This is a genomic window from uncultured Parabacteroides sp. (genome assembly GCF_905196875.1).
Lineage (GTDB): Bacteria > Bacteroidota > Bacteroidia > Bacteroidales > Tannerellaceae > Parabacteroides.
This window is the reverse complement of record NZ_CAJJWO010000012.1, coordinates 18,606-42,136: the sequence shown is the minus strand read 5'-3', so window position 1 is coordinate 42,136 and position 23,531 is coordinate 18,606. Positions and strand designations below refer to the sequence as shown.

At 43.3% G+C, this 23,531-nt stretch carries 18 protein-coding genes and 1 riboswitch; of the genes, 9 read left to right on the top strand and 9 right to left on the bottom strand.

What is annotated here, in order from left to right:
- Positions 1 to 41: 41 nt before the first annotated feature.
- The 5 genes from QZ076_RS06625 to QZ076_RS06605 all read left to right on the top strand — a co-directional run bounded on the left by QZ076_RS06625 (position 42) and on the right by QZ076_RS06605 (position 8,188).
- Positions 42 to 1,112 carry a DUF2027 domain-containing protein gene (locus QZ076_RS06625; RefSeq protein ID WP_293711521.1) on the top strand — a complete coding sequence of 357 codons (1,071 nt, stop codon included), beginning with the start codon at positions 42 to 44 and terminating at the stop codon, positions 1,110 to 1,112.
- A 220-nt stretch (positions 1,113 to 1,332) separates the two neighbouring features.
- Positions 1,333 to 1,809 carry a CYTH domain-containing protein gene (locus tag QZ076_RS06620; protein WP_293711519.1) on the top strand — a complete coding sequence of 159 codons (477 nt, stop codon included), beginning with the start codon at positions 1,333 to 1,335 and terminating at the stop codon, positions 1,807 to 1,809.
- A 24-nt stretch (positions 1,810 to 1,833) separates the two neighbouring features.
- Positions 1,834 to 3,993, top strand: a complete 2,160-nt coding sequence (locus QZ076_RS06615; protein ID WP_293711516.1) for a S46 family peptidase — start codon at positions 1,834 to 1,836, stop codon at positions 3,991 to 3,993.
- Between the two features lie 28 nt (positions 3,994 to 4,021).
- A complete protein-coding gene (locus QZ076_RS06610) occupies positions 4,022 to 5,704 on the top strand; it encodes a LuxR family transcriptional regulator (protein WP_293711513.1) in 1,683 nt (560 codons plus the stop codon).
- A gap of 162 nt (positions 5,705 to 5,866) precedes the next feature.
- Positions 5,867 to 8,188 (top strand): TonB-dependent receptor, encoded by a 2,322-nt coding sequence (locus tag QZ076_RS06605; RefSeq protein WP_293711510.1) that lies wholly within the window; start codon positions 5,867 to 5,869, stop codon positions 8,186 to 8,188.
- An 84-nt stretch (positions 8,189 to 8,272) separates the two neighbouring features.
- On the opposite strand, the gene QZ076_RS06600 is transcribed toward QZ076_RS06605, so the two are convergent.
- From QZ076_RS06600 to QZ076_RS06575, 7 genes are all read right to left on the bottom strand, one after another.
- On the bottom strand, positions 8,273 to 8,443 hold the full coding sequence (locus tag QZ076_RS06600) for a hypothetical protein (protein ID WP_005637232.1): 171 nt from the start codon (positions 8,441 to 8,443) through the stop codon (positions 8,273 to 8,275).
- A complete protein-coding gene (locus tag QZ076_RS06595; RefSeq protein ID WP_028729609.1) occupies positions 8,436 to 9,011 on the bottom strand; it encodes a zeta toxin family protein in 576 nt (191 codons plus the stop codon). The genes QZ076_RS06600 and QZ076_RS06595 overlap by 8 nt, the downstream gene beginning before the upstream one ends.
- A gap of 140 nt (positions 9,012 to 9,151) precedes the next feature.
- A complete protein-coding gene (gene hemW / locus QZ076_RS06590; RefSeq protein WP_293711507.1) occupies positions 9,152 to 10,279 on the bottom strand; it encodes a radical SAM family heme chaperone HemW in 1,128 nt (375 codons plus the stop codon).
- On the bottom strand, positions 10,279 to 10,587 hold the full coding sequence (locus QZ076_RS21985) for a type II toxin-antitoxin system RelE/ParE family toxin (protein ID WP_365324838.1): 309 nt from the start codon (positions 10,585 to 10,587) through the stop codon (positions 10,279 to 10,281). The genes hemW and QZ076_RS21985 overlap by 1 nt, the downstream gene beginning before the upstream one ends.
- Positions 10,584 to 10,820, bottom strand: a complete 237-nt coding sequence (locus tag QZ076_RS06585; RefSeq protein ID WP_293711504.1) for a hypothetical protein — start codon at positions 10,818 to 10,820, stop codon at positions 10,584 to 10,586. The genes QZ076_RS21985 and QZ076_RS06585 overlap by 4 nt, the downstream gene beginning before the upstream one ends.
- Positions 10,821 to 10,908: 88 nt before the next feature.
- Positions 10,909 to 11,352, bottom strand: coding sequence for a lipocalin-like domain-containing protein (locus QZ076_RS06580; RefSeq protein WP_293711501.1), 444 nt, complete (start codon positions 11,350 to 11,352; stop codon positions 10,909 to 10,911).
- A 5-nt stretch (positions 11,353 to 11,357) separates the two neighbouring features.
- Complete coding sequence (locus QZ076_RS06575) at positions 11,358 to 12,848, bottom strand: capsule assembly Wzi family protein (RefSeq protein ID WP_293711498.1); 1,491 nt, start codon at positions 12,846 to 12,848, stop codon at positions 11,358 to 11,360.
- A gap of 371 nt (positions 12,849 to 13,219) precedes the next feature.
- On the opposite strand from QZ076_RS06575, the gene QZ076_RS06570 reads away from it, so the two are divergent.
- Entirely contained in the window at positions 13,220 to 15,376 is a 2,157-nt protein-coding gene (locus QZ076_RS06570; protein ID WP_293711495.1) for an elongation factor G, read from the top strand.
- Positions 15,377 to 15,438: 62 nt separating this feature from the next.
- Here QZ076_RS06570 and QZ076_RS06565 read toward each other — a convergent pair whose 3' ends face one another.
- Complete coding sequence (locus QZ076_RS06565) at positions 15,439 to 15,921, bottom strand: YkgJ family cysteine cluster protein (RefSeq protein ID WP_195370851.1); 483 nt, start codon at positions 15,919 to 15,921, stop codon at positions 15,439 to 15,441.
- A gap of 132 nt (positions 15,922 to 16,053) precedes the next feature.
- Between QZ076_RS06565 and QZ076_RS06560 the strand changes: the two genes are divergently transcribed.
- The 3 genes from QZ076_RS06560 (at position 16,054) to QZ076_RS06550 (ending at position 21,601) form a co-directional block, all read left to right on the top strand.
- Positions 16,054 to 16,857, top strand: a complete 804-nt coding sequence (locus QZ076_RS06560; protein ID WP_293711492.1) for a UDP-2,3-diacylglucosamine diphosphatase — start codon at positions 16,054 to 16,056, stop codon at positions 16,855 to 16,857.
- Positions 16,854 to 18,008, top strand: a complete 1,155-nt coding sequence (locus QZ076_RS06555; RefSeq protein WP_293711489.1) for a glycosyltransferase family protein — start codon at positions 16,854 to 16,856, stop codon at positions 18,006 to 18,008. Before QZ076_RS06560 ends, QZ076_RS06555 begins: the two co-directional genes overlap by 4 nt.
- A gap of 398 nt (positions 18,009 to 18,406) precedes the next feature.
- Complete coding sequence (locus QZ076_RS06550; protein ID WP_293711486.1) at positions 18,407 to 21,601, top strand: DUF6383 domain-containing protein; 3,195 nt, start codon at positions 18,407 to 18,409, stop codon at positions 21,599 to 21,601.
- 324 nt (positions 21,602 to 21,925) lie between these two features.
- Here the strand turns inward: QZ076_RS06550 and QZ076_RS06545 are convergent, their stop codons facing one another.
- Complete coding sequence (locus QZ076_RS06545) at positions 21,926 to 23,206, bottom strand: O-acetylhomoserine aminocarboxypropyltransferase/cysteine synthase family protein (RefSeq protein WP_293711484.1); 1,281 nt, start codon at positions 23,204 to 23,206, stop codon at positions 21,926 to 21,928.
- 118 nt (positions 23,207 to 23,324) lie between these two features.
- Positions 23,325 to 23,528: riboswitch (cobalamin riboswitch) on the top strand.
- The last annotated feature ends 3 nt before the right edge of the window (positions 23,529 to 23,531 follow it).

Below are 23,531 nucleotides of genomic sequence, written 5' to 3'. Positions count from 1 at the left end.
TGAAGTATCTTTGTCGACACGAATATAAAGATAAAATAAGTATGAATATAAAGGTTGGTGATAAGGTGCGTTTCCTGAATACGACAGGGGGCGGCATTGTACGTAGTTTTAAAGGGAAAGATCAGGTATTGGTGGAAGACGAAGACGGCTTTGAAGTTCCGGCCCTGATCCGGGAATGTGTTGTTGTCGGCGGTGATAACGAGATGCAGGTGCATAGTTCTAACCGTCCGCGTGTGCAGCCTCAGCCCCAGGTTCAGCAACCGATGCCGAAACCCCAGCCCAAAGAGGAAGAGGTGAAGGTGGAAGAAACACCCGAAGGCGAACGCCTGAACATCCATCTGGCTTATTTGCCGGTTGAACCATCGAAAGTTATACAGGATAGCGGCTATGAAGCTTATTTCATAAATGATAGCAACTACTACCTGTTCTTCAATTATATGAATCGTCATAATAATAGTTGGATAAGCCGTTACAACGGTCTGGTAGAACCGAACACAAAGATATTTATAGAAGAATTCGGCAAAGAAGAGTTGAATGACCTCGAACGCGTATGTGTGCAGCTGATCGCTTTCAAGAAAGATAAACCTTACTCGCTGAAAAATTCCATCTCGGTTGAATTGCATCTCGATACGGTCAAGTTCTATAAGCAACATTGCTTTATGGAAAATGATTTCTTTGAAGAAGACGCTATGGTTTATTCTATCGTGCGTAACGACGTTCCGGAAAAGGAACTGCTTATCTCTGCTACAGAGCTGAAAGAGGCCATGTATCAGAAAGCCCGTGAAGATCGTCATGCCCCGCAGCCGATCGTAAAGAAGAAGTCTGACGGTGCCATTCTGGAAGTCGACCTGCATATAACTGAACTGTTGGATAATACAAACGGATTGAGTAACGCGGACATGTTGACGTATCAGCTGGATAAGTTCCATGAAATTCTCGGTAAGTACGCAAACCATAAAGGACAGAAGATTGTCTTTATCCATGGTAAAGGCGACGGAGTACTTCGTAAGGCTATCGAGAAAGAGTTGAAAACGAGATACAAACAACACTATTATCAGGATGCATCTTTCCGCGAGTACGGATTCGGCGCAACTATGGTAACGATCAAGTAAAGATATCTCCTGATTAATAACAATTAAGTGCCGGATGAATGCTATTTACCTTTGCAGAAAATCTGTTGCCGACAGTGTCGAAAGCTTTGTCGACACTGTCGGCTAAATAAACGACACTGTCGACAATATAGCCGACAGCGTCGGCAACAACTTTCCTGCAAAGGTAAAACTAAATACAAGTAGTCCGAATACGGCTGACAACCGGAGAAAATAAAAAGATATGGCAACCGAGATAGAAAGAAAGTTCATTGTCGAAGGCGACTTCACTGCAGATGTTTACAGTTCCCAGCGCATTGTGCAGGGATATATCTGTTCCGAGCCCGGCCGCACGGTACGTGTCCGCATCCGTGGAGAGAAAGGTTTCCTCACTATCAAAGGCCCTTCGGATGACAAAGGCCTGAGCCGTTACGAGTTCGAGCAGGAAATACCGCTTGCGGATGCCGAACAATTGCTGAGGCTTTGCGAACCGGGAGCTATCGATAAAGTGCGCCACCTTGTTCGTGCAGGGGAGCATATCTGGGAAGTCGATGTCTTTCACGGAGCTAACGAAGGCCTGGTCATGGCTGAAATAGAACTGTCTTCCGAAGACGAGCCTTTTGAAAAACCGGACTGGATAGGAGAGGAGGTAAGCGGTGACAGGAGATATTACAACTCGATGCTTACCAAACAACCCTATACAGGCTGGGCAAAGAAATAATACTAATTTAAACGATAAAACACTATGAAGAGAATCTTATTATCCCTTTTGGCTGCCGCTCTGTCATTGCCGGCGGTGGCGGATGAAGGAATGTGGTTGCTTCCCTTACTCAAGCAGCAGAAGTTTCCGGAGATGCAGGCTTTAGGATTAAAGCTGCAGGATTACGACATTTACAGTCCTGACTCGGCTTCGCTGAAAGATGCTGTCGTGATCTTTGGCGGCGGTTGTACGGGCGAGATCGTATCGCCGGACGGTTTGTTATTGACCAACCATCACTGCGGATACGGGCAGATACAGCAACACAGTACGCTGGAGCACGATTACCTGACCGACGGCTTTTGGGCAACCACCCGCGACCAGGAACTTCCCAACCCGGGACTGACCGTGACCTTCATTGACAAAATAGAAGATGTCACCGACTACGTGAAAGCGGAACTCGAGAAAGATACCGATCCCAACAGTATGAACTTTCTTTCTCCCAAATACCTGAACGGACTGGCTAAAGCACGCGTCGGCGAAAAGTTCCTGCAGGATAACCCCGGAACAGAGGTGGAGATCAAAGCCTTTTACGGCGGTAACGTATATTATATGTTCACGAAGAAGATCTATTCGGATATCCGCCTGGTCGGAGCTCCCCCTTCTTCTATCGGTAAGTTCGGTGCGGATACTGACAACTGGATGTGGCCGCGTCATACGGGCGACTTCTCTGTCTTCCGTGTTTATGCCGATGCCAACGGTAACCCGGCAGAATACGCCGAAACCAACGTTCCCCTTCGTCCGAAACGTTGGTTCAAGATCTCTATAAAGGGAGTGGAAGAAGACGATTACGCCATGATGATGGGATTCCCGGGACGTACAAACAAGTATTATACCTCCTGGGAGGTTGCCGAACGTCGTGATATCGACAATGCAGTCCGTATCAATATCCGCAACCTACGTCAGGAAGTGATGCTGGACGAGATGCTGAAAGATCCTTCCGTACGTATCCAGTACGCCAGCAAATATGCCGGATCGACTAATGCTTACAAAAATGCTATCGGTAGCAATTGGGCGATAAAAAAACGTAACTTCGAGCAGGTAAAGAAGGAAGAGCAGGATCGCCTGATTGCCTGGTCGCAGGATAATGACGAGTCTGATTACCCGGAAGCCTTATCGACGATCGAACAGATCGTTTCCGATCGCAAAGACCTTCGCTTCCGTAGCTGGATGCTGGATGAAGCAATCCTGCGCGGTATTGAATTCACAAAAGTACCTTCGGATATTCAAGCTGTCAGCGAAGCCCTGAAAGGTAAAGACCGCAGCGAACAACAGAAGCAGGTGCGTATGCTGGAAATGGCCTACCACCGTTTTACCGATAAGGATTACGCACCTGAAGTGGACAAGAAGATTGCCAAAGTGATGTTGAAGGAATATCGCAGGCTGGTTCCGGCTAAGTCGCAACCGGCTTACTTTGCCCTGATCGACAAGAAGTTCAAAGGAGATGTAGACCGTTTTGTGGATTATCTGTTCGACAAATCTATCTATGGTAGTGAAGAAAACTTCGATAAGTTTAAAACGCGCCCTTCCGTGAAAGCACTGGAAGAAGACCCGATGATCCTGTTTGCTAAATCAGTGCAGGAAGAAAAGTCTGACCTGAATGCTGCTCTGGCGGATTTTGATGCCGGTTATGCCATCGCTCACCGGATGTATGTAAAAGGGCTATTGGCTATGTATCAGGATAAAGCCAATTTCCCCGATGCCAATTTCTCGCTGCGTCTGACTTACGGCCAGGTGAAAGGATACAGTCCGCGGGATGCCGATTATTACAGTTGTCAGACAACGCTTGACGGTGTGATGGAAAAAGAAGACTCAACCAACTGGGAGTTTGTTGTTCCTGCCCGTCTGAAAGAATTGTATGCCGCAAAAGATTTTGGCCGCTACGGTATGCCGAATGGTAAAATGCCTGTCGCTTTCAGTGCGACGACGCATAGTACCGGAGGAAACTCGGGTAGCCCTGTATTGAATGCAAACGGAGAACTGATCGGTATCAACTTCGACCGTAACTGGGAAGGTGTAGGTGGTGATATACAATACCTGCCGGATTACCAGCGCAGTATTATCGTAGATATCCGCTACGTCCTGTTCCTGATCGATAAATATGCCGGTGCCGGCTACCTGTTGGAGGAAATGGATCTGGTAGAATAATAAAGATAAAGAAGAAACCGGTATGATCATGAAAACCACGCAACTATTTATATATATCTTCCTGGCAGCTAACTTGTTGCTGGTCGCTTGTAATAAGTCGTCGAACCGTCAGGTGATCGACGAAGCTTTCGAATTGGTATATGTACAGCCCGACAGCGCTGCCTGGTTGCTGGAAAACAAGATCATACCGGCTTCTTTAACGGATAGCGACAAAGCCGATTACTGGTATTTGCTCACCTTAAGCCATCTGCAAGAGCGGCGCAGTACCGTCAACGACTCATTGATCGCTTATTCCGTTCAATATTATAAGGATCATAACCGTTTCGACCTGTTGTTTTATGCTTGTCGCTTTGCCTATTGGCAAGCGAACGATAAACAGTTGAAAGAATCATTCCTGCAGGATGCCGTAGCCGAAGCAGAGCGAAGTGGCGACACGATACATCTGGCACGTGCTTATGGTATGCAAGCAGATTTCTTTTATAAAGAAAGAAGATATGAGGAGGTCATCGATGCTTGCCGTAGATTAATAGCGATTGCCCCGGATGAGCGGGCAGATGCATGGTATGTTTTAGGACTTAATTATGGACGGATGGGATGTGAAGATTCTTCTTTATATTATATGTCTGAGGCGGCAGATCTGGCCTGGCAGATGAAAGATCCTTTAGCCGAACATTACTTGCGTAATTATGTTGATGCTTTGTCTCATACCCATCCTCAGAAAGCTTTGGAGAAATATCATTTATTAGTCGAAAGATATCCGGACAAACCGTTTGCCGCTACGGCTTTAGGTCTTTGGCAAAGTTTGGGACAGAAAGACTCTGTCGAGTATTACCTTTCACTTATGGAAAACGGGTTGATGATCGACCCGAATCCCTGGTATATAACCCGGAATGTATTGACAAAGGCACAACGTGCCTATTGGCGGACGCAGAATGGGGCTCCTTTCGATGTGAGTGAATTAGCGCAATTTGTAGATTCGACTTCCGTGGCTGCTATGAGTCTGGTGAAGGATGAAAAGGAGCGGGTCCGGATGCAAAATAAATTGTTGATAGATAACCAACGATTGGAAGTGAAGCGGCAACAAACATTGACTGTTCTTTTCGCTCTGCTCTTTATCTTTACTGTACTGGGAAGCGTTACCTTCTTTTATATTCGTAACAAACGTGAAAAGCTATTGGCAACAGAAGAAAAGCTGGACACCTTACAGCAATTACTGCGTGAAGTGACGCCGGTCAGGATTGGTACCGACGATTCATCTCCCTTACCGGATAGTCATTTCTTCCGTAAAGTGTTGCTTCAGCAGTTAGGTATTATCCGACTTGTGGCTACCACTCCGACTGAACAAAACAAGGAACTTCTCCAGCAAATGGCCAACATTGCCAATAACGAAACCCAAACCGATGCCTTGCTGATATGGGAAGACCTGTATCCGATTATTGATGCTGTCTACGATAATTTCCATACCCGCTTGCTGGGATTTGCCAGTGGACGTTTATCTGAAAAAGAACTTCAGCTTTGTTGCTTGCTGCGGGCCGGTTTCTCCACTAAGGAGATAAGTGTAGTTACCCAGCAAAGTGTCCGTACGATCTATCAGCGTAAAACGAATATCCGGCATGCATTAGGAATAAATGAAAAAGACGATATTGTTTCTTTTATAGAATATAGCGGAGAGGTTTCCTCTTCCTCCGGACTACTTTCTGAAGCCATATAAAGGCAAAAATACCAGATATAAACTTTTAGGAAGAAAGCCAGTTGCAACACCTTGTAAATGAGGTGCGTGTAAAATGGGCTGCACTTTAATTAGTCTCTCATATAAATCGATATCCTACTGGATTCAATGTAATTTTACTCATGTAATTTAAAACAGATTTATATGAAAAGACTATGTATGCTGTGTATGTTAGGATTGTTTTCTGTGATGATGAAAGCACAGGAAATCACAGTAAAGGGAACAGTGAAAGACACGGAAAACGAGCAGGCTGTCGTCTCGGCAAATGTCTCTTTACTGAGGATGGACTCGACTCTGATCGGAGGTCTGGTGACCGATCGTAAAGGTCATTTCGAGTTGCAACGGATCGCTCCGGGCGATTACCGCTTAAGTATCACTTTCGTCGGGTATAAACCCTCGATGGTAGTGTTGAAAGGTTTGACTTCTTCCATTAATTTGAAAGATATCTGGTTGGAACCGGAGTCGGTCGAACTAGGGGAAGTTTCAGTCGAAGCCTCTTCTATGGTCAGGCAGTTGGACCGTCAGTTATTGTTTCCGTCAAAGGAACAAGTTGAGAAATCGAACGATGGTCTTGAACTGACCCGCCGTTTGGCGTTACCCCGTATCATGGTCGACCCGAATACGAAGTCGATCGGGATGGCAAGTGGAAAGGTCCAACTGCGTATCAATGGGGTAGAAGCCTCGTCACTGGAAGTGACAGCTCTTTCTCCGGCTGATGTCAAGCGGGTCGAATATCATGATAATCCGGGTTTGCGTTACGGTGACGGAGTAGATGTCGTACTGGATTATATCACTGTCAAAAGAACTTCCGGAGGTAATTTCGGAGTCGATCTGAACCATCAGTTGAATACGTTCTGGATGGGAGATTATATCTATGGAAAATATAACCACGGCAGATCGGAATTTTCTTTATCCAGTTTTGTGAATGGCCACCGCTACAAAGAGTCCTGGACAGACCGCACGGAAACATTCTATTATCCCGATCATACGTTTCAGCGTGAGCAGAAAGGAATACCGGGAAAAGATTATGAGAACTACTGGGTTACGACTGCCAATTACAATTATACGAAGGGAGACGATTATTTCCTGAATGCCCGTCTGAATATGTTGCGTTACGACTATCCCCATTATTATAGTCGCAGTTTGCTGTCTAATAATATGACACCGGAAGTAAGTGAGTTGAAAGACGATAATAACCGGTTGACTACCCGTCCGTCGTTGGATGTCTATTATTTCCGTAAGCTTCCTAATAAACAGTCGCTGGTATTGAATGTGGTTGGGACATATTCAAAGACTTCCGAAGATCATAGTTATATCGAGAAGCAGGAAGAAGCTCTTCTGACCGATATTAATACACATATAAACGGTAAACGTTATTCCGTGATCGGTGAAGGTATTTATGAGAAGGAGCTGTCTTCGGGTAGAATAACCGGCGGGTTGAAACATACACAGGCCTATACGGATAATGTCTATGCCGGTTCGGGTGATTATAAAACGCATATGGTGGATGCCGAGTCGTATTTATATGCACAATATGTAGGAAAATGGAAGAAACTGGTATATAATGTAGGAGTAGGCGTTTCGAGGAATTATCTTTCACAGGAAGATGTCAGTTCGTACGACCGTTGGTATTTTCGTCCCCGGGTGAGCCTTACCTATAATATAAGTCAGAAATTAAGCCTTCGCTATGATTACCAGTTCCGCAATCAGAATCCGTCTTTATCCCAGTTGAGCGATGTGGAGCAATGGATCGATTCCCTGCAAATACGAAAAGGTAATCCGGAGTTGACGCCTTATTTTTCTCATTTCAATTCGTTGAATTTCTCCGTGAACACTGCGAAGGTGAAGACTGGTTTGTATTTGTCCCATCAGTATATGCCCGATATGGTGATGGAAGAAACTCGTTATGATGCTTCCCGCCATTTGTTTATCCAGACTTACGATAACCAACGAAGTTTTCAACGGTTATCCGCAGAGGCCTATCTGAATTATTCTCCATTCGGTGATTATCTGTCGATGAACCTTTCGGGAGGTGTCAATCATTATATTTCCCACGGAAATGATTATTCCCATACTTATACGGACGGCTATTATGTTTTTTCGCTGAACAGTGATGTGAAGAAGTTTAGTTTCGGTCTGCTTATTTATAAAAGGGCATTTAGTTTTTCAGGAGAAAGCAGTTCGCAGGCGGATCGTTTCAATATGTTGAGTGTCGGTTATCGGTTGGGAAAGGTGAAACTGGGAGCTTCGGCATCTATTCCGTTCTCTGGTAAAACAGCTTTGTATCAGACGAAAAACTATTCGGCACTTACTCCTTATGTGTCGGATAAGCAGTTCGGAGATATTTATCCCGCTTTCCGTCTGACCTTCTCTTATCATATAGACTTCGGGCGTAAATATAAATCAACCTATAGGAAAGTCAATAATGCAGATAACGAATCCGGTATTCTGGACAGCCGGAAGTGATAAAGCTTTGTTGTCAGGTAAAGGTTGAGTATAAAAAAAAGCGAATGATCGAAAGATCACTCGCTTTTTTTATATCTGATATAATTAAAACATACCCTTTTCCAGGTCAGCTGCCTTTACGCGGAAAATATATCCGTTGCGAGAGAAGACTAATTCGCCGTCTTCTTTCTTTTTCTGGTTAACTAAGCGTTGAAAAGCTATATTGGCACCTTTAACTATATTCTCTTCAAATTCTCTTACTTCTTGTTCACTCATGATGTTCAAGTTTAGTGTAAATATCCGAATTATATATCTCTTTTTTATCATTCCTGAATCCTTTGGCAATTACTTCCATCGGAGACATAGAATTGTCTGTTACCATCCAATAATCACTAATGGGGATATATAGTTCAAAAAGATTGTGAATACCCGCCTCATATCTACGGCGGATAGTACTTTCCGGTATGTTATGACCACCGGCTGCCACTCTCATTTTTACCCGTTCCACTGCCAGATCCGGCGTATTCAGCCAGAAATATAACAATGTAACATAATATCCTTCCCTTTGTGCTTCCCGTATCAGATTTGCGACTGACCGGGTGGCGAGCGTAGTTTCCATTGCAAAAGTCTCACCGGCTGCGATGAGCTCTTTAATGCGCTTATACATAATTCGGCTTGCTTCTACAGCTACGGCGATGCTATCTGCGTTAAAAGGGGAAAGCCCCTTGGCTATCTCGTCGGAATTCACAAACTCTTTACACTTCAACATCTCTGGAAGAATTGTAAATGAAGCTGTGGTCTTCCCTGCTCCGTTGCAACCTGATATTATATATAAATATGGCACTATTTGCTGCTTTTTGACAGGGCAAATATAGATAATAGTTTAATATGTTGTACTATTTATTTCTCAAAAATCGTGAAAATGTGCAGAATTTGTACGAATAACCCCCTGTTTCGTTGTTTCGGAGGCCTGTTTTGTTAATTTTAGACCCATAAAAGGTCACTCATTATACTATCCGATATGAAAATTCCGTTGCGGGAGAGTATCAAGGTTTCGCCTTTTTCGATAAGAAGTCCTTGTTTGAGGTGGGGGGCAGCCTGCTTTTGGCAATAGATTAATTTGTCATTTCCGAACTGTCCTTGAATTTCGGTTAAATTGACGCCCCACATAGTACGAAGCCCGGTAATAATGAAATCATTATAACGGGTGTTTATATCCAGCTCTTCCACCTCTATCTCCGGTGATCCGTTTCCGATCGCCCGGATATAGGCCGGAAGGGAAGAAACATTCCATTGGCGGCTTTCCCCATTGTAGGAATGAGCGGACGGACCTGCTCCCAGGTATTTCTTTCCGGTCCAGTAGGAACTGTTATGACGGGAGATCATTCCGGGGCGTGCGAAGTTCGATATTTCGTAATGAAGATAGCCGTTTGCCGTCAGTCGGTCGATCAGGGAGGTAAAAAGAGATACGCTGATTTCTTCTTCGACAGGAGATATCTTTCCGGCTTCCTTTAATTTATATAAGGCGGTTCCTTCTTCATATATTAAATGGTAGGCGGAGATATGGGGAATATCCAGTTGGATGGCCCTGTCGAGGTTCGACTCCCATTCTTTCAATGTCTGTCCGGGGAGACCGTAGATCAGATCGATACTTATATTCGCGAGTCCATTTTCTTTACATAACTCAACAGCACGCAAAGCTTGTTCCCGGTCGTGCCGGCGGTTGAGGAAGCGCAGGTCTTCCGCCTTGAAACTTTGTACCCCCATGCTGATACGGTTGAAAGGAAATGTACGAAGGCTGGCAACGTATTCGGGTGTCATATCGTCCGGGTTGGCTTCGAGTGTGACCTCCTTGCAACCGGATGTGTCGAATAAGCGTTGTATGGCATCAAATATACGTTCGAAGTCAGTGGCTTGTAATTGGGAGGGAGTTCCACCTCCGAAGTAGATCGTTTCTAACGGTTCATTGCCGATGTAATCCTTTCTTATTTCCAGTTCCCGGATAAGGGCAGTCACATACGGCTCTTTGTATTTCATTTCCGTGTTGGAAAAGAAATCGCAATACAAACATCGTTTGGCACAGAACGGAATATGTATATAGAGGCCTGCCATTATTTAAGAATAGTCCATAATTTTTGAGGGTCTTGCCGGGTGTCCCAGATTAAAGCAATGTATATGTTTTTATCATCTACTGTATAATATATCTTGCAATGTTTTTCTACCAGATATCGATAAGGTAATACTCTCGAAGTTGTCGATTGCTCTATTGCTCCCATAAAAGGAAATTGCTTTAACAAATGGATATGATGATTTATTGACTGTATAATGGATTTCGCTTTTTGTGTTCCGAATGCAGTTTGATTAAATCTGAATATGTCTTCTATTTGTTGTTTTACTAATGGGTCCCAAATGATATTCATCCAAGTGACTTTATAAAGTTATCCATTTCCTTATCTTCAATATAAGAGCCGTTCTTTCTGTTTTCATCTGCCCGATCTAATAGAGCATTAAGAAGATGTGCAGGCATTTCGTAAGTTTTATCTGAAGATTCTGTCAGTAAACTTCTTATGTATCTTTCGGCTTTGGCCAGTTTTTCATTGTCCAGTAGCATTACAGCTTCTACCAGATCCATTTTACGTGCTTTTAATTCCATAGTTGTCATAATATATATGTATTGAATATACAAAGATAGATATTTTATTGATTGAGTCTATGTCGTTTAACGTTAAAATGGATGCTTCTTAAAAACTCCGGAATGTTAACGTTGCATAGTCCGACCGGAGAATTAAAGATTTACCGTCTGCTTTGATTACGTCGAATACTGTTTCCGTACTGTCCATGCCGAAAGGCAGGAGCTGCTCCCCGGTAGCCAATACATTTTCGTTGTAGGGGACGCTAAACTCTTTTACTGTAATCTTTTCGGCCTTCTGGTCGTAATTGAAACGGCCGACGAAAGTACCATATTTATTCTCACTTTTATCTCTGATTTCCACCAACTGTAATTGTATGGCATAATATATCCGTTCGCACGGGTGAATGGTTCCGTCCGCCGTTTCAAAATGCATCAACTGCCATTGTCCGTCAGTCTTTCCGTTTATCGGTTCCTTCTGGCAACTGTTTGAAAAGATCATGCAGCAAAGAAGCATGATAAGTATATTCAGGTTCTTATTTATTTTTGCTTCCATATGTCTTATTTCAGGATGATCCCTTCTTTTTTAATTACTAACATGCCGCCGGTGTTATTCCCCGGATAAGTACCGTGGTCGAGTCCCAGTGCTGCAGAGATAGACCAGCCCCGGAGCTTCTGCGGGCTGTAGGTGACTTCATACAGCGAGCTAAACTGTTTACGAACTTCGTCCAAGGGATTGTCGTATGTTCCCCAATGTCTGGTGTAACTCATCAGTACGCGATAGTTTATTTCTTTCGAGGGATTTCCGTTGAAGCCGATATGTTGTGACAATATGCGGTTACTCTTAAACAGTAAACTCCCGTCCTCATTATAAAGAGGTGCCGGTAGGAGAGGGTTCCCCATTCCCATGCCCCAGTGTTGCCAGCTTTGGTAATAGTAATTATTGTAATAGTTGTCTTTTGCGCTGATCTGGTATTCGCTGAAATGGCCGGCAAACCCGTCGTACAACATAGGACCTGTCTGGTCTTTGGTAGCCAGGCCTTCCCATACGAATGTACTGATCCACCGGTTATGAGGCAAGGTTACTTCCAGGCCGATATGTCCGTCCTTCCACCGTCCGTATTCGAAGAACATCTGGGAATGGTCGTCGAAGAAATGCTCATAATATCCTCTGAGTTTCCAGTCGCTCAGGTAGTAACTTAATGAAAGATTCCAGCTGCCTAGATGGTTACCCAAGATATTGACCTGGTCTCCCCATGGAGTATCATCCCCTCCTTTGCCGGGGATAAGTATATCGAAGAAATCCTTTATCCCGGTAGATATTGCGTATACCTGTTTCGTCTGACGGTTGGCATCATATTCGTAGACCTTGCCACCGAACTGTGCCGCCATGATCATGCCGAAATCGAGTTCGAGAGGGAACTTCTCTTTTTTACCGATACGGAATAGGAGAGACTTGCTGTGATACAATACATCTTCTACATATTGCTTCTTGACGGCGACATAATCGCGTTGCCAGCGGTCGTCGGTAAAACGTCCGTAGGCTATGTGCCCTTTCACTTTCAACCAGGCATTCGTAAAAGGCACATTGGTGAATTCCTCAATGCCGACTCTTACCTGGGGAACGGGGCGGGTATTATTCCCTTCTACCATTCCTCCGCTGCTTAATTGAGGATTTTTCCCAAAAGGATCGCGTTCCTTACTGCCGACGCTCATACTTAGGCATTGCCAGGATATATCGGCATAAGCCTGCTGGATAATAAAAGCAGAAGTATTGTTTGCCGCTGTTGCCAGATCGAGTCCGGCTTGTATGTTCCAGTGATGCTTCAGCTTTTTATTAAAGGTAAGTCCGGCTTCCAGATAGGCACTGTTCGGTTTAATGCTGGACAGACCGTTCCTGTTGGCGGTAAACCAGAGTGGGGCATAATTGCCTCCCCCCGCAGTGGCACCTGTTTCTATATGATAGGTAAAAGACGGATCTGTTGTTTGTGCATATAATAATGTAGTGTGACAACAGATAGCCAGGAACACTGTTCGTAATTTGTATATCATTAAATACCAGTTATAGATATTTACTTCAGAATATAGCTATTCTTTCTAGTAAATTCGTGTACATTAAATAAGTAGAGTGCAAGCCTCCGCAATAAAAACAAGGCGACAAAGATAGGAAATATTCAGCAATGGCTTTCCTGTAACCCGCTAAATTTAAATCTGGTCTTACAACCTGTTTGCCGTGTTAGTCAATCGGATATGCAGCATAGTGGGTAAGACCGGATCTATGCAATAAGCATGGCCTGCTGCATAACATAGTTCTCAAACACCGGGCGATAATTGCATTTTTCCTGTACATTCTCTAATTTGCGGCCTCGTGAGTATTTCACGTAGTTGATATTTATTGTTAAACTCAATTAATACCTGATATCATGAAAGTATACCAAACAAACGAAATTAAGAACATCTCTATTCTGGGAAGTTCGGGCTCTGGGAAAACCACTCTCGCTGAAGCAATGCTTTACGAGGGTGGAGTTATAAAACGTCGCGGTACTGTAGAAGCAGGAAATACGGTGAGCGATTATTTCCCGGTTGAGAAAGAGTATGGTTACTCAGTGTTCTCAACCGTTTTCAGTGTTGAATGGCAAGACAGGAAGCTGAACTTTATCGATTGTCCGGGTTCGGATGACTTTATCGGTGGAGCAGTATCTGCCTTGAACGTAACTGATACGGCACTGATGGTATTGAATGCCCAATATGGTGTGGAAGTGGGAACATTAAACCAGTTCCGGTATACAGAACAATTTCATAAACCCGTTATCTTCGTTGTAAACCAGTTGGATAACGACAAAGCAGACTTCGATGGAACTATCTCCCAGCTGAAAGACCAGTTCGGTAGTAAGATCGTACAAGTCCAGTATCCGATCAGTACAGGTTCTTCTTTCAATGCCATTGTCGATGTATTGAAGATGAAGATGTATCGTTGGAAACCGGAAGGTGGCGTACCTGATGTATTGGAAATTCCTGAAGAGGAAATGGACAAAGCTATGGAACTTCACAAAGCTCTTGTTGAGGCTGCTGCCGAGAACGACGATATGCTGATGGAAAAGTTCTTTGAAGAAGGAACATTGAGCGAAGACGATATGCGTGCAGGTATCCGTGCCGGTTTGGTTATCCGCGGCATGTTCCCTGTATTCTGTGTATGTGCAGGACGCGATATGTGTGTGCGCCGTACGTTGGAATTCCTTGGAAATGTAGTTCCTTGTACAGATAAGATGCCTCGCCCGGTGACAACCGAAGGTGTGGAAGTTACTCCCGAATCGAGTGGACCGACCAGCCTGTTCTTCTTTAAGACGACTGTAGAACCGCATATCGGCCAGGTTTCCTATTTTAAAGTGATATCAGGAAAAGTAAAAGAAGGAGATGATCTGCTGAATGCCGATCGTGGATCGAAAGAACGTATCGCTCAGTTATTCTCTGTTGCAGGTCAGACCCGTAATGCAGTGACTGAAATGGTTGCCGGTGATATCGGTGCGACCGTGAAACTGAAAGATGTACGTCGCGGTAATACATTGAACGGAAAGGGTTGCGACTATAAGTTCGACTTTATCAAATATCCGGATCCTAAATATCGTCGTGCCGTGAAACCGGTTAACGAAGCCGATTCGGAAAAGATGATGGAGATCCTGAACCGTATGCGTGAGGAAGACCCGACATGGGTGATCGAACAATCCAAAGAGTTGAAACAAACGATTGTTTCCGGACAGGGAGAATTCCACCTGCGCACATTGAAGTGGAGAATAGAAAATAATGATAAGTTGCCGATCGAATATATTGAACCGAAGATTCCGTATCGTGAAACAATCACGAAGGCGGCTCGTGCGGACTATCGCCATAAGAAACAGTCCGGTGGTGCTGGCCAGTTCGGTGAAGTTCACCTGATCGTGGAACCGTATTACGAAGGTATGCCGGCTCCGGATATGTATCGTTTCGGCGGACAGGAATTTAAAATTAGCGTACGTGATACGCAAACTATTGATTTGGACTGGGGTGGTAAGCTGGTATTTATTAACAGTATCGTTGGTGGAGCCATCGATGCACGTTTCTTGCCGGCTATTCTGAAAGGTATTATGGCACGTATGGAACAGGGACCGTTGACCGGTTCGTACGCCCGTGACGTGCGCATCATTGTTTATGATGGCAAGATGCACCCGGTAGACAGTAATGAAATTTCTTTCATGCTGGCCGGTCGTAATGCCTTCAGTACTGCCTTTAAAGAAGCAGGACCTAAGATCCTTGAACCAGTTTATGACGTAGAAGTATCCGTTCCGGGTGATTATCTGGGTGATGTAATGAGTGACCTGCAAGGTCGTCGTGCCATCATTATGGGTATGAACAGTGAAAAGGGATTTGAAAAATTGTTGGCAAAAGTTCCTTTGAAGGAAATGTCAAGCTATTCAACTTCTTTGAGTTCTATCACTGGTGGCCGTGCTTCATTTACAATGAAGTTCGCCGCTTACGAACTTGTTCCTTCCGATGTACAGGATAAGCTGTTGAAGGCTTACGAAGCTACTCAGGCGGAAGAATAATCAGAAAAGAATCTCTAACCATAAGGCAGCCCTTGTTTCAAGCGGCTGCCTTTTCTTTTTCCCTAAAGCTCTCTTTTCAACTGTTCCAATACCTCAAAAACACCCGGACAAGTCTGCGCATTTTTAATCGTCAGTGCATGTATCTGATAAAACTTCTTCCTGTCCGTATGCGGATACTCGCGGCAAGCTTTCGGCCTGTCCTCATAAATACTACAATAGTTATCCGCCCCCAGAAACGGGCAGGGCATCGACCGGAACACATAATCCTTATCTTCGTCGATATGCAAATGGCGTGTAACTACTTCATGTGGTTTGATGCGGAGCGCCTGTGCAATCCGTTCGATGTCGCGATCGGTGATACGCGGTCCAAGCGTACGGCAGCAATTCCCGCATTCCAGGCAATCGATAGAATCGAATACCTCTTCGTGGATGGCATGAACCGTATCGTCCAGTACCCGTAAACGATTCTTTTTAATTGATTTGAAAAAAGCTTTTGTCTCTTTTTCTACTTTCTTAGCTCTCTCAGGGAGGGAGTTAATATCCATAAAACGATTGGGTTTTAATTTGAGGGAACAAATGTAATCATTTGCAACGGAAAAAGAAAAAGTATCTTCACACGGTTGTTGCATCCCTGTAATAGTAAACAGGTTCTTTTGTACAGTGTAAATCTCTTACGTATGAAACTGAGAAAATATTATCCGACCGTTGTGCTTTCTGACATTCATTTGGGTTCCGAGCACTCAAAGACAAAAGAAGTAACCAATTTCCTTAAGCATATCGACTGCGACCGCCTGATCCTGAACGGCGACATCATCGATGGCTGGCAACTCCAGAAGTCAGGCAAGCGATGGAAGCAGGCGCAGACCGACTTCTTCAAAGTCCTCATGAAGATGATGGAGAAGAAAGGAACAAGGATCATTTATGTACGTGGTAATCACGATGATTTCCTGGATAAACTGGTCCCGTTCCGGTTTTCCAATATCTCTATCGTCAAAGATTATCTGCTGAACAGTCACGGGAAGCGTTACCTGGTGACTCACGGCGATATCTTTGATACTGTGACCACCAACATGCGCTGGCTTGCTATGCTGGGGGATATAGGATATACCTTCCTGTTATGGCTGAATAAAATCTATAACAGGAACCGGGAAAAACAGGGTAAGCCCTATTTTTCCCTTTCCCAACATGTAAAGCACCGGGTAAAAAGTGCTGTCTCTTACATCTCCGACTTCGAAAAGGAGCTGGTGAAGCTCGCTTTATCCAGGAAACTGGACGGTATTATCTGCGGACATATCCATCAGGCTGCCAATGTCCGGTATAACAATGTGCACTATCTCAATTCCGGTGATTGGGTGGAGAGTATGACAGCCCTGGTTGAAAACGAGCAAGGCGAATGGAGTATTGTTACTTACAATAAGGCTGAATACGAGCCTGATGAGGAAATCGTTTCAAGAAACATATTATACGCAGAAGTAATATGAAGATACTATTTATCATACAGGGAGAGGGGCGGGGACATCTAACCCAGGCTTTATCTCTTCGTCAGAAACTGACGGATGAGGGACATCAGATAGTCGGTGTACTGGTGGGGAAAAGTCCGGCCCGCCGTATCCCGGAATTCTTTACGGAGAAGATCGATGCGCCGCTCTACGATTTTGAAAGTCTGAACTTCCTGCCTACGGCAAAGAACAAGCAGGTAAACTTGTTGGGAAGTATCGGCTATAATCTGTTGCGTTTACATAAATATCTAGGTAGTATCCGTTATATCGACCGGATGATCAAAGAGACCGGAGCCGATGTGGTAGTCAATTTCTATGAGTTGCTGACGGGACTGACTTATCTCTTTGCCCGTCCGAAGGTCGTTATGATCTGTGTCGCCCACCAATACCTTTTCCTGCATCCCGATTTTTCTTTCCCGAAATTGAATGCAGTCTCTTTATCTCTGTTGAAATTCTTTACCCGTGTGACGGCTATCGGTGCAACAAAGAAGCTGGCTTTGTCTTTCCGGAAGATGCGGGAAGTTCCGAATGATAAGATCGTGGTAGTTCCTCCCCTGCTACGCAAAGAAGTGATGAACAGGACTTCGCGTAAAGGAAATTATCTGCATGGGTATCTGTTGAATAGTGGCTTTAGTGAAGAAGTAAAGGCTTGGCACGCAGAACATCCTGATGTCCCGATGCATATTTTCTGGGATAAAAGAGGAGCTAAAGAAATGACCAAAGTAGACGATACCCTTTCTTTTCATCAACTGAACGATATTCGTTTCGTTAAGTACATGGCAGGAGCGAAAGCCTATGCAACGACAGCCGGCTTCGAGTCTGTTTGCGAGGCGATGTATCTGAACAAGCCGGTATTGATGGTGCCTACCCATATCGAGCAGGCATGCAATGCTTACGATGCCTCTCTGTCGGGAGCCGGAGTGATTGCAGATCGTTTCGATCTGGATGCCTTATTGCATCTATCCGAAACTCACCAGCCGAACCCCTCTTTTCGTCATTGGGTGAAACAGGCAGATTGGCTGATCCTGCGCGAGTTCCGCGAAGATTTGCTAATGGAAGAAATGCCTTCTTCCGTATGGCACCGTTTGTCGATGCAATGGGTGTATAGGGTGGCGAAGAATTTCTTACTGTAGGAGATTGGTGGCATACTAAACCAAGTATTTTCTTGTATTATATTAATGTATGCGTACATTATATATAAGCAATCTTTCGTCTCTATTTGCAAACCTCTCTCTTTCCTTGTTGTAGTAAGCGAATTCAATGTAAAAGCGAAAAGCCGGTCTGAAATAAGAGACTTGTAGAATCGCGGTTTGTGATAGAACCCTATGCTTTTGTACAAACTAAGCTATTCAATTGATAAGAAAGGGTATGACAGAGAAAAAAAATAAGTGAAAATAATTGCGGATAAAAAACTATTGCTTACTTTTGCTGAAGTATTTGACGATCGTACAAGCAAGCCAATATAGATGAGAGTTGGCTTTATATTAAATAGAACTTAGAATTACTTAGTATTAATATTAAATTTTTGATTATGAACAAAAAGTTTTCTACTTTTTTGGCAGGTGCTGCGCTTTTGAGTGCAATGTCTGCTTCAGCAGGAACTGATGTTACAGCTTTGCCTACAGATTATGGTAAGAAGTTGTATCAATTGGAAGCTAATGGTGCTTATTTGTCAATGACTAATACTGGCGCTTTGAAGCTTGAAACTGCTGTTACTTCTGCAAACTTAGCTAGTACACTTTGGTGTGTTGAAGTTACTGAGCAAGGATTAGGTAAAGCTCCTATCTATGATTTTACAAACAAATTCACTGGACAGAGATTAGACATTCAGTATGATGGAACTTCTTTGGTTACTTTAGCTAAAGAAACTGCAACTACTGATTCTACTTATGTTGGTGGAGAAATTTCAGGATGGGCTTTCTCAACTCAGTATGTAACAGGTTTGACTCCTGGAACTCTTTACTCTTATTTTAAAGCAGACTCTGTAATTGGCCTTGTTAAAGATGGTACAAATGACGCTGTTCGTTTGATGAAATTAGGCGCAAATGATGCAGCAGCAGATGCTACAACTGGTGCAAAATTGACTTTGTTTACTCTTCAGACTGCTGATGCAATCGCATTGAGTGCTAATGAAATCAATACAATTTTAGGTGTTCAGGCTGCTGATAAAGGTGTTAAGTTGACATTCACACCTGATGAAATGGGCGAAAAGCTTCCTGTTCCTAATCCATTTACAAATGGTAAGTTTACAGCTGAAACTTCAGCAGATGCTAATTTCGTATTTGTAAAAAATGCTGATAAAAAATACTTACGTGTTGATACAGCTTATACCAACGCAAGTGGTAGCAAGTTCTTAGCTTTTAATTGGATAAATAAAGTTATTAAGACTGGCGAAACTGTTGAAGTTGATGCAGATGCAACTACAATTGAAGCTTCTGATTTGAAGGATCAATATAAGTTTGCATTTACCTACTTCCCTTCAATTGACAGCTTGGTTATTCAGGTTAAGTCTGTAGTTAGAAAACCTGAAGGAACAGATACATGGAATACTGCTCTGGCTACTCCTGCTAATATTACTACAGCTGATTTGACAAACCTTGCTACAACAGCAAAGAACTATGTTACTGTTCAGGATCTTATCGCAGGTAAAGTACGTATCATAACTATTGCTGATAAGAAAGAATCGGATGTTAAGTTAGGTTATGAAGGTTGTAATCTTGTAGCTAATGGTAAAACTTCTGTAGCTGATGGTCTTTATTTCATCAAGAATTCAAAAGGTCAGTATTTAGCTGCTCCTATCCACCTTAATGGAACAATTGCTTGGACAACAGTTAAGGAGTCCGAACAAATGCCGGCTCACATGCCTGCTTACCAGTGGGTTGTGTTGAAAAAGAATACAGGTGACAAAGTTAGTGCAACTTCTCCTGTTGTTATCACGAACCGTGAGTTTAATGCAAGCACTGTGGAAACTCAGTTGAGTGCAGCTGAAGGATCTAGTGTATATGCAACTGCTGCTGCTTTATTTGGTACTGCTGTTGACTCATTGACATTTGAAAAAGTAGATGCAGTTAAATATCCTGAAGCTTATAGCGACTCAACTCTGGGTTATAAGAGTATTCCGGATGCTAAATATAATTTGAATGTTTATACATTTAATTATCTGCACCCATATGCAACTGATAAGTTTATTGCAAAACCTGCAAAAGATTCAGTTCTTACTGTATTGGAAGGAAAAACAGCTTTCAATTTGAATGAAGGTGGACAATATGCTTATGGTTATACAGTTGATAAAGTTGCTAAAGAAAGAATTGGTTTGGCTCAACTTTACAGAACTTCTTATAAAGTAGCTTTGAATGGCCAGTATTTGGGTGAAGCTGCTGAACAGAGATATGCAATTGGTGCATTTACTGCTCCGGTTGATAGCTTCTATTTCAAAGAAAACAATCATGTTGATGCTTCTGACTATTATGCAATTGTAAAAGCAAATGATAATGCTGTAGGTACACACAAAGCAGGTGTAACAGATGATGATTTGGCTGCTATTTTGAAAGTTCAAGTGTTGAACGAATCAAGAACATCTTCTTTTGCTATTGATCAGGACAATACTCCTCTTTACAGACGCTTTAATTCAGCAACACTTGAAGGTAATGCTGGTGATGCTACTGATACATTGAGATTCTATGAAAATTATCGTAATGAATATCTTCAGATTGAAGGTAATGATAACTTCACAGTTAAAGGTATTGATTTCTTAGGTATTTATACAAGTGATAAAGCTCCTTCAGGATTGTCATTCATTGTTGATACTGCTTGGGTAAATCGTGGTCAGGGTTACATCAAACCTCAATATTTGATTTCTATCGAACGTCGCGATCAGGCAGCTATTCCTGGACAGGCTTGTCCTGAAGCTGGTCCTCACGTAGATGCAAATGGTAATATTACAGATGCTGAACATTGTGTTCACGCAGCTCCTGCAATTCCTGGATTTGAAAGAGGTAAATATCTTGTAAACTTTGCAGACTCTGTTGCTTATGCTACAAATAATGATGATTACAAGTGGAAAGGTTACACTCGTGCAGGTTTCGTAGATGCTATCCGTGTTCAGGATACTCTATATATTCTGAAAGATGAGTTCGCTGGTATTGCTAACAACAAAGTAAACTTTGCAGCGATCAAAGCTGCTGATGCAAAACAGCCTGCAGGCAAGAAGTACATCCATTATCTGAATGGTGATAACCATAAGTTAGTAACTTGGTCTATGCGTTTCATGGATACTAAGGTTGCCGCAAACGAAGTTGAAGCAGATAGATCATTCTTGTTTGAATCAATGGCTGCTGTTAATGAACCTGCTATTGCTCCTAAGAAAGCAGCTTGGTTGAAGATGCAGAATGGTTGCTTGGTATTATCTAAAGAAAGCGAATCTAGCTTCGATGATATCAAAACAGGTGGTGATGACGCATTGATCTTCAATGTTAAACACGTTGTTAACGATGAAATCGCTACTGATACTGAAGATATCACAACTAACACTGTAAGTGTAATTGCTGGTAACGGTACAGTAACTATCAAGGGCGCTGCTGGTAAGAAAGTTACTATCGCTAACGTTCTTGGTCAGACAATCGCTAACACAGTTCTTTCTTCTGACGATGCTACAATCGCTGCTCCTGCTGGTGTAGTTGTAGTAGCTGTTGAAGGCGAAGCTGCTGTTAAAGCAATCGTTAAATAATAACTAAAGAATAATTAAATACAAAATAGCTTCTCGACTCTTCCCTTCGGGGAAGGGTGAGTAGCCTGTGAAGGCGAACAGATTGGAAGCTGAATTTTAGTAATAAAAATAAAATAAAGTTCATCCGTGAGTATCCCTGTGAAGGGAGAAAATGGACAAAAAACAACCCCATCGATATTTATTTGTCGATGGGGTTTTGTTTTTAAAGAGCTCCAAGAAGTAGAGTCTATTATGTTTAATAGAAAAACCGTATTACATAGAAGACGATTCCTGACGGAAAGCATCTTTCATATAATACGGTTATCTTATATGAACTAATAATTCTTATTGCTTCAACGCCTGCTCGATATCCGCAATAATATCGTCCGCACACTCGATGCCGACAGAGAAGCGGATCAGGTCTGGAGCAATACCTGCTTCCTTCAACTGTTCGTCGGTCAGCTGGCGGTGTGTATGGCTAGCCGGGTGAAGCACACAAGTACGGGCGTCTGCTACGTGAGTAACGATAGCAGCCAGTTTCAGGCTATCCATAAACTTGATAGCGACCTCGCGGCCACCTTTCAGGCCGAATGATAATACACCACACGAGCCGTTCGGCAGATATTTCTTTGTCAGGTCATAATACTTATTCCCTTCCAGATCCGGATAGTTCACCCAAGCAACCTTATCGCAGTTCTGTAACCATTTAGCAACAGCTAATGCATTTTTACAATGCTGTGGCATACGTAAATGCAATGTTTCCAAACCCAAATTCAGCAGGAACGCATTCTGTGGAGACTGGATAGACCCCAGGTCACGCATTAGCTGACTGGTCGCTTTGGTAATATAGGCCGCTTTACCGAAAGTCTTTGTATAAGTCAGTCCGTGATAAGATTCGTCCGGCTGGCAAAGACCCGGGTATTTGTCGGCTTGCGCTTCCCAGTCGAAGTTTCCGCTATCGACGATACAACCACCGACTGCGGTAGCGTGTCCGTCCATGTATTTGGTAGTAGAATGTGTTACGATATCAGCACCCCATTCGAACGGGCGGCAGTTTATCGGTGTGGCAAATGTGTTGTCGACGATCAAAGGAACTCCGTGGGTGTGGGCGATACGGGCAAACTTTTCGATATCCAATACCATTACTCCCGGATTGGAGATCGTTTCGCCGAACAATAACTTTGTATTCGGACGGAAAGCCTTACTGATCTCTTCTTCGCTGGCATCCTGATCGATGAAAGTGCATTCGATACCCAGCTTTTTCAGTGTAACGGACAACAAGTTGTATGTACCTCCATAGATACCGGTTGCACTTACAATATGATCGCCGGCTTCGCAAATATTGAAACAGGCAAAGAAATTGGCAGCCTGTCCTGATGAAGTCAACATGGCGGCAACGCCACCTTCCAAAGCAGCAATTTTGGATGCTACGGCATCGTTGGTCGGATTCTGCAGACGAGTATAAAAATAACCGCTCTCTTCCAGGTCGAACAATTTAGCCATCTGTTCGCTGGTTTCATACTTGAATGTAGTACTCTGATAGATAGGGAGTACACGCGGTTCTCCCTTTTTCGGTTGCCAGCCACCTTGCACACACAAAGTTGCAGGCTTGAATGAATTGCTCATATTTTTTATGTTTGCTATGTAATTATATTCTGCAGACAAAAGTAAAGAATAGTTTGTTCTATTTACACAAATCTTTGATCAATTATAAAAAATACACTATTGTTTCAAAATAATCTGTACCTTTGTAACCGATTTTGGTGTCACGCTTCCAATTCCACGGAAAAGTGATGAAAAGGGAATCAGGTGTAAATCCTGAACAGACCCGCTGCTGTAAGCTCCGCCAAAGTCTTTGAGCACGACTCAATCCACTGTTCGCAATGAATGGGAAGGACGTTCAAAGATGGAGTAAGTCAGAAGACCTGCCAAGATAACAAGTTTAAAGCTT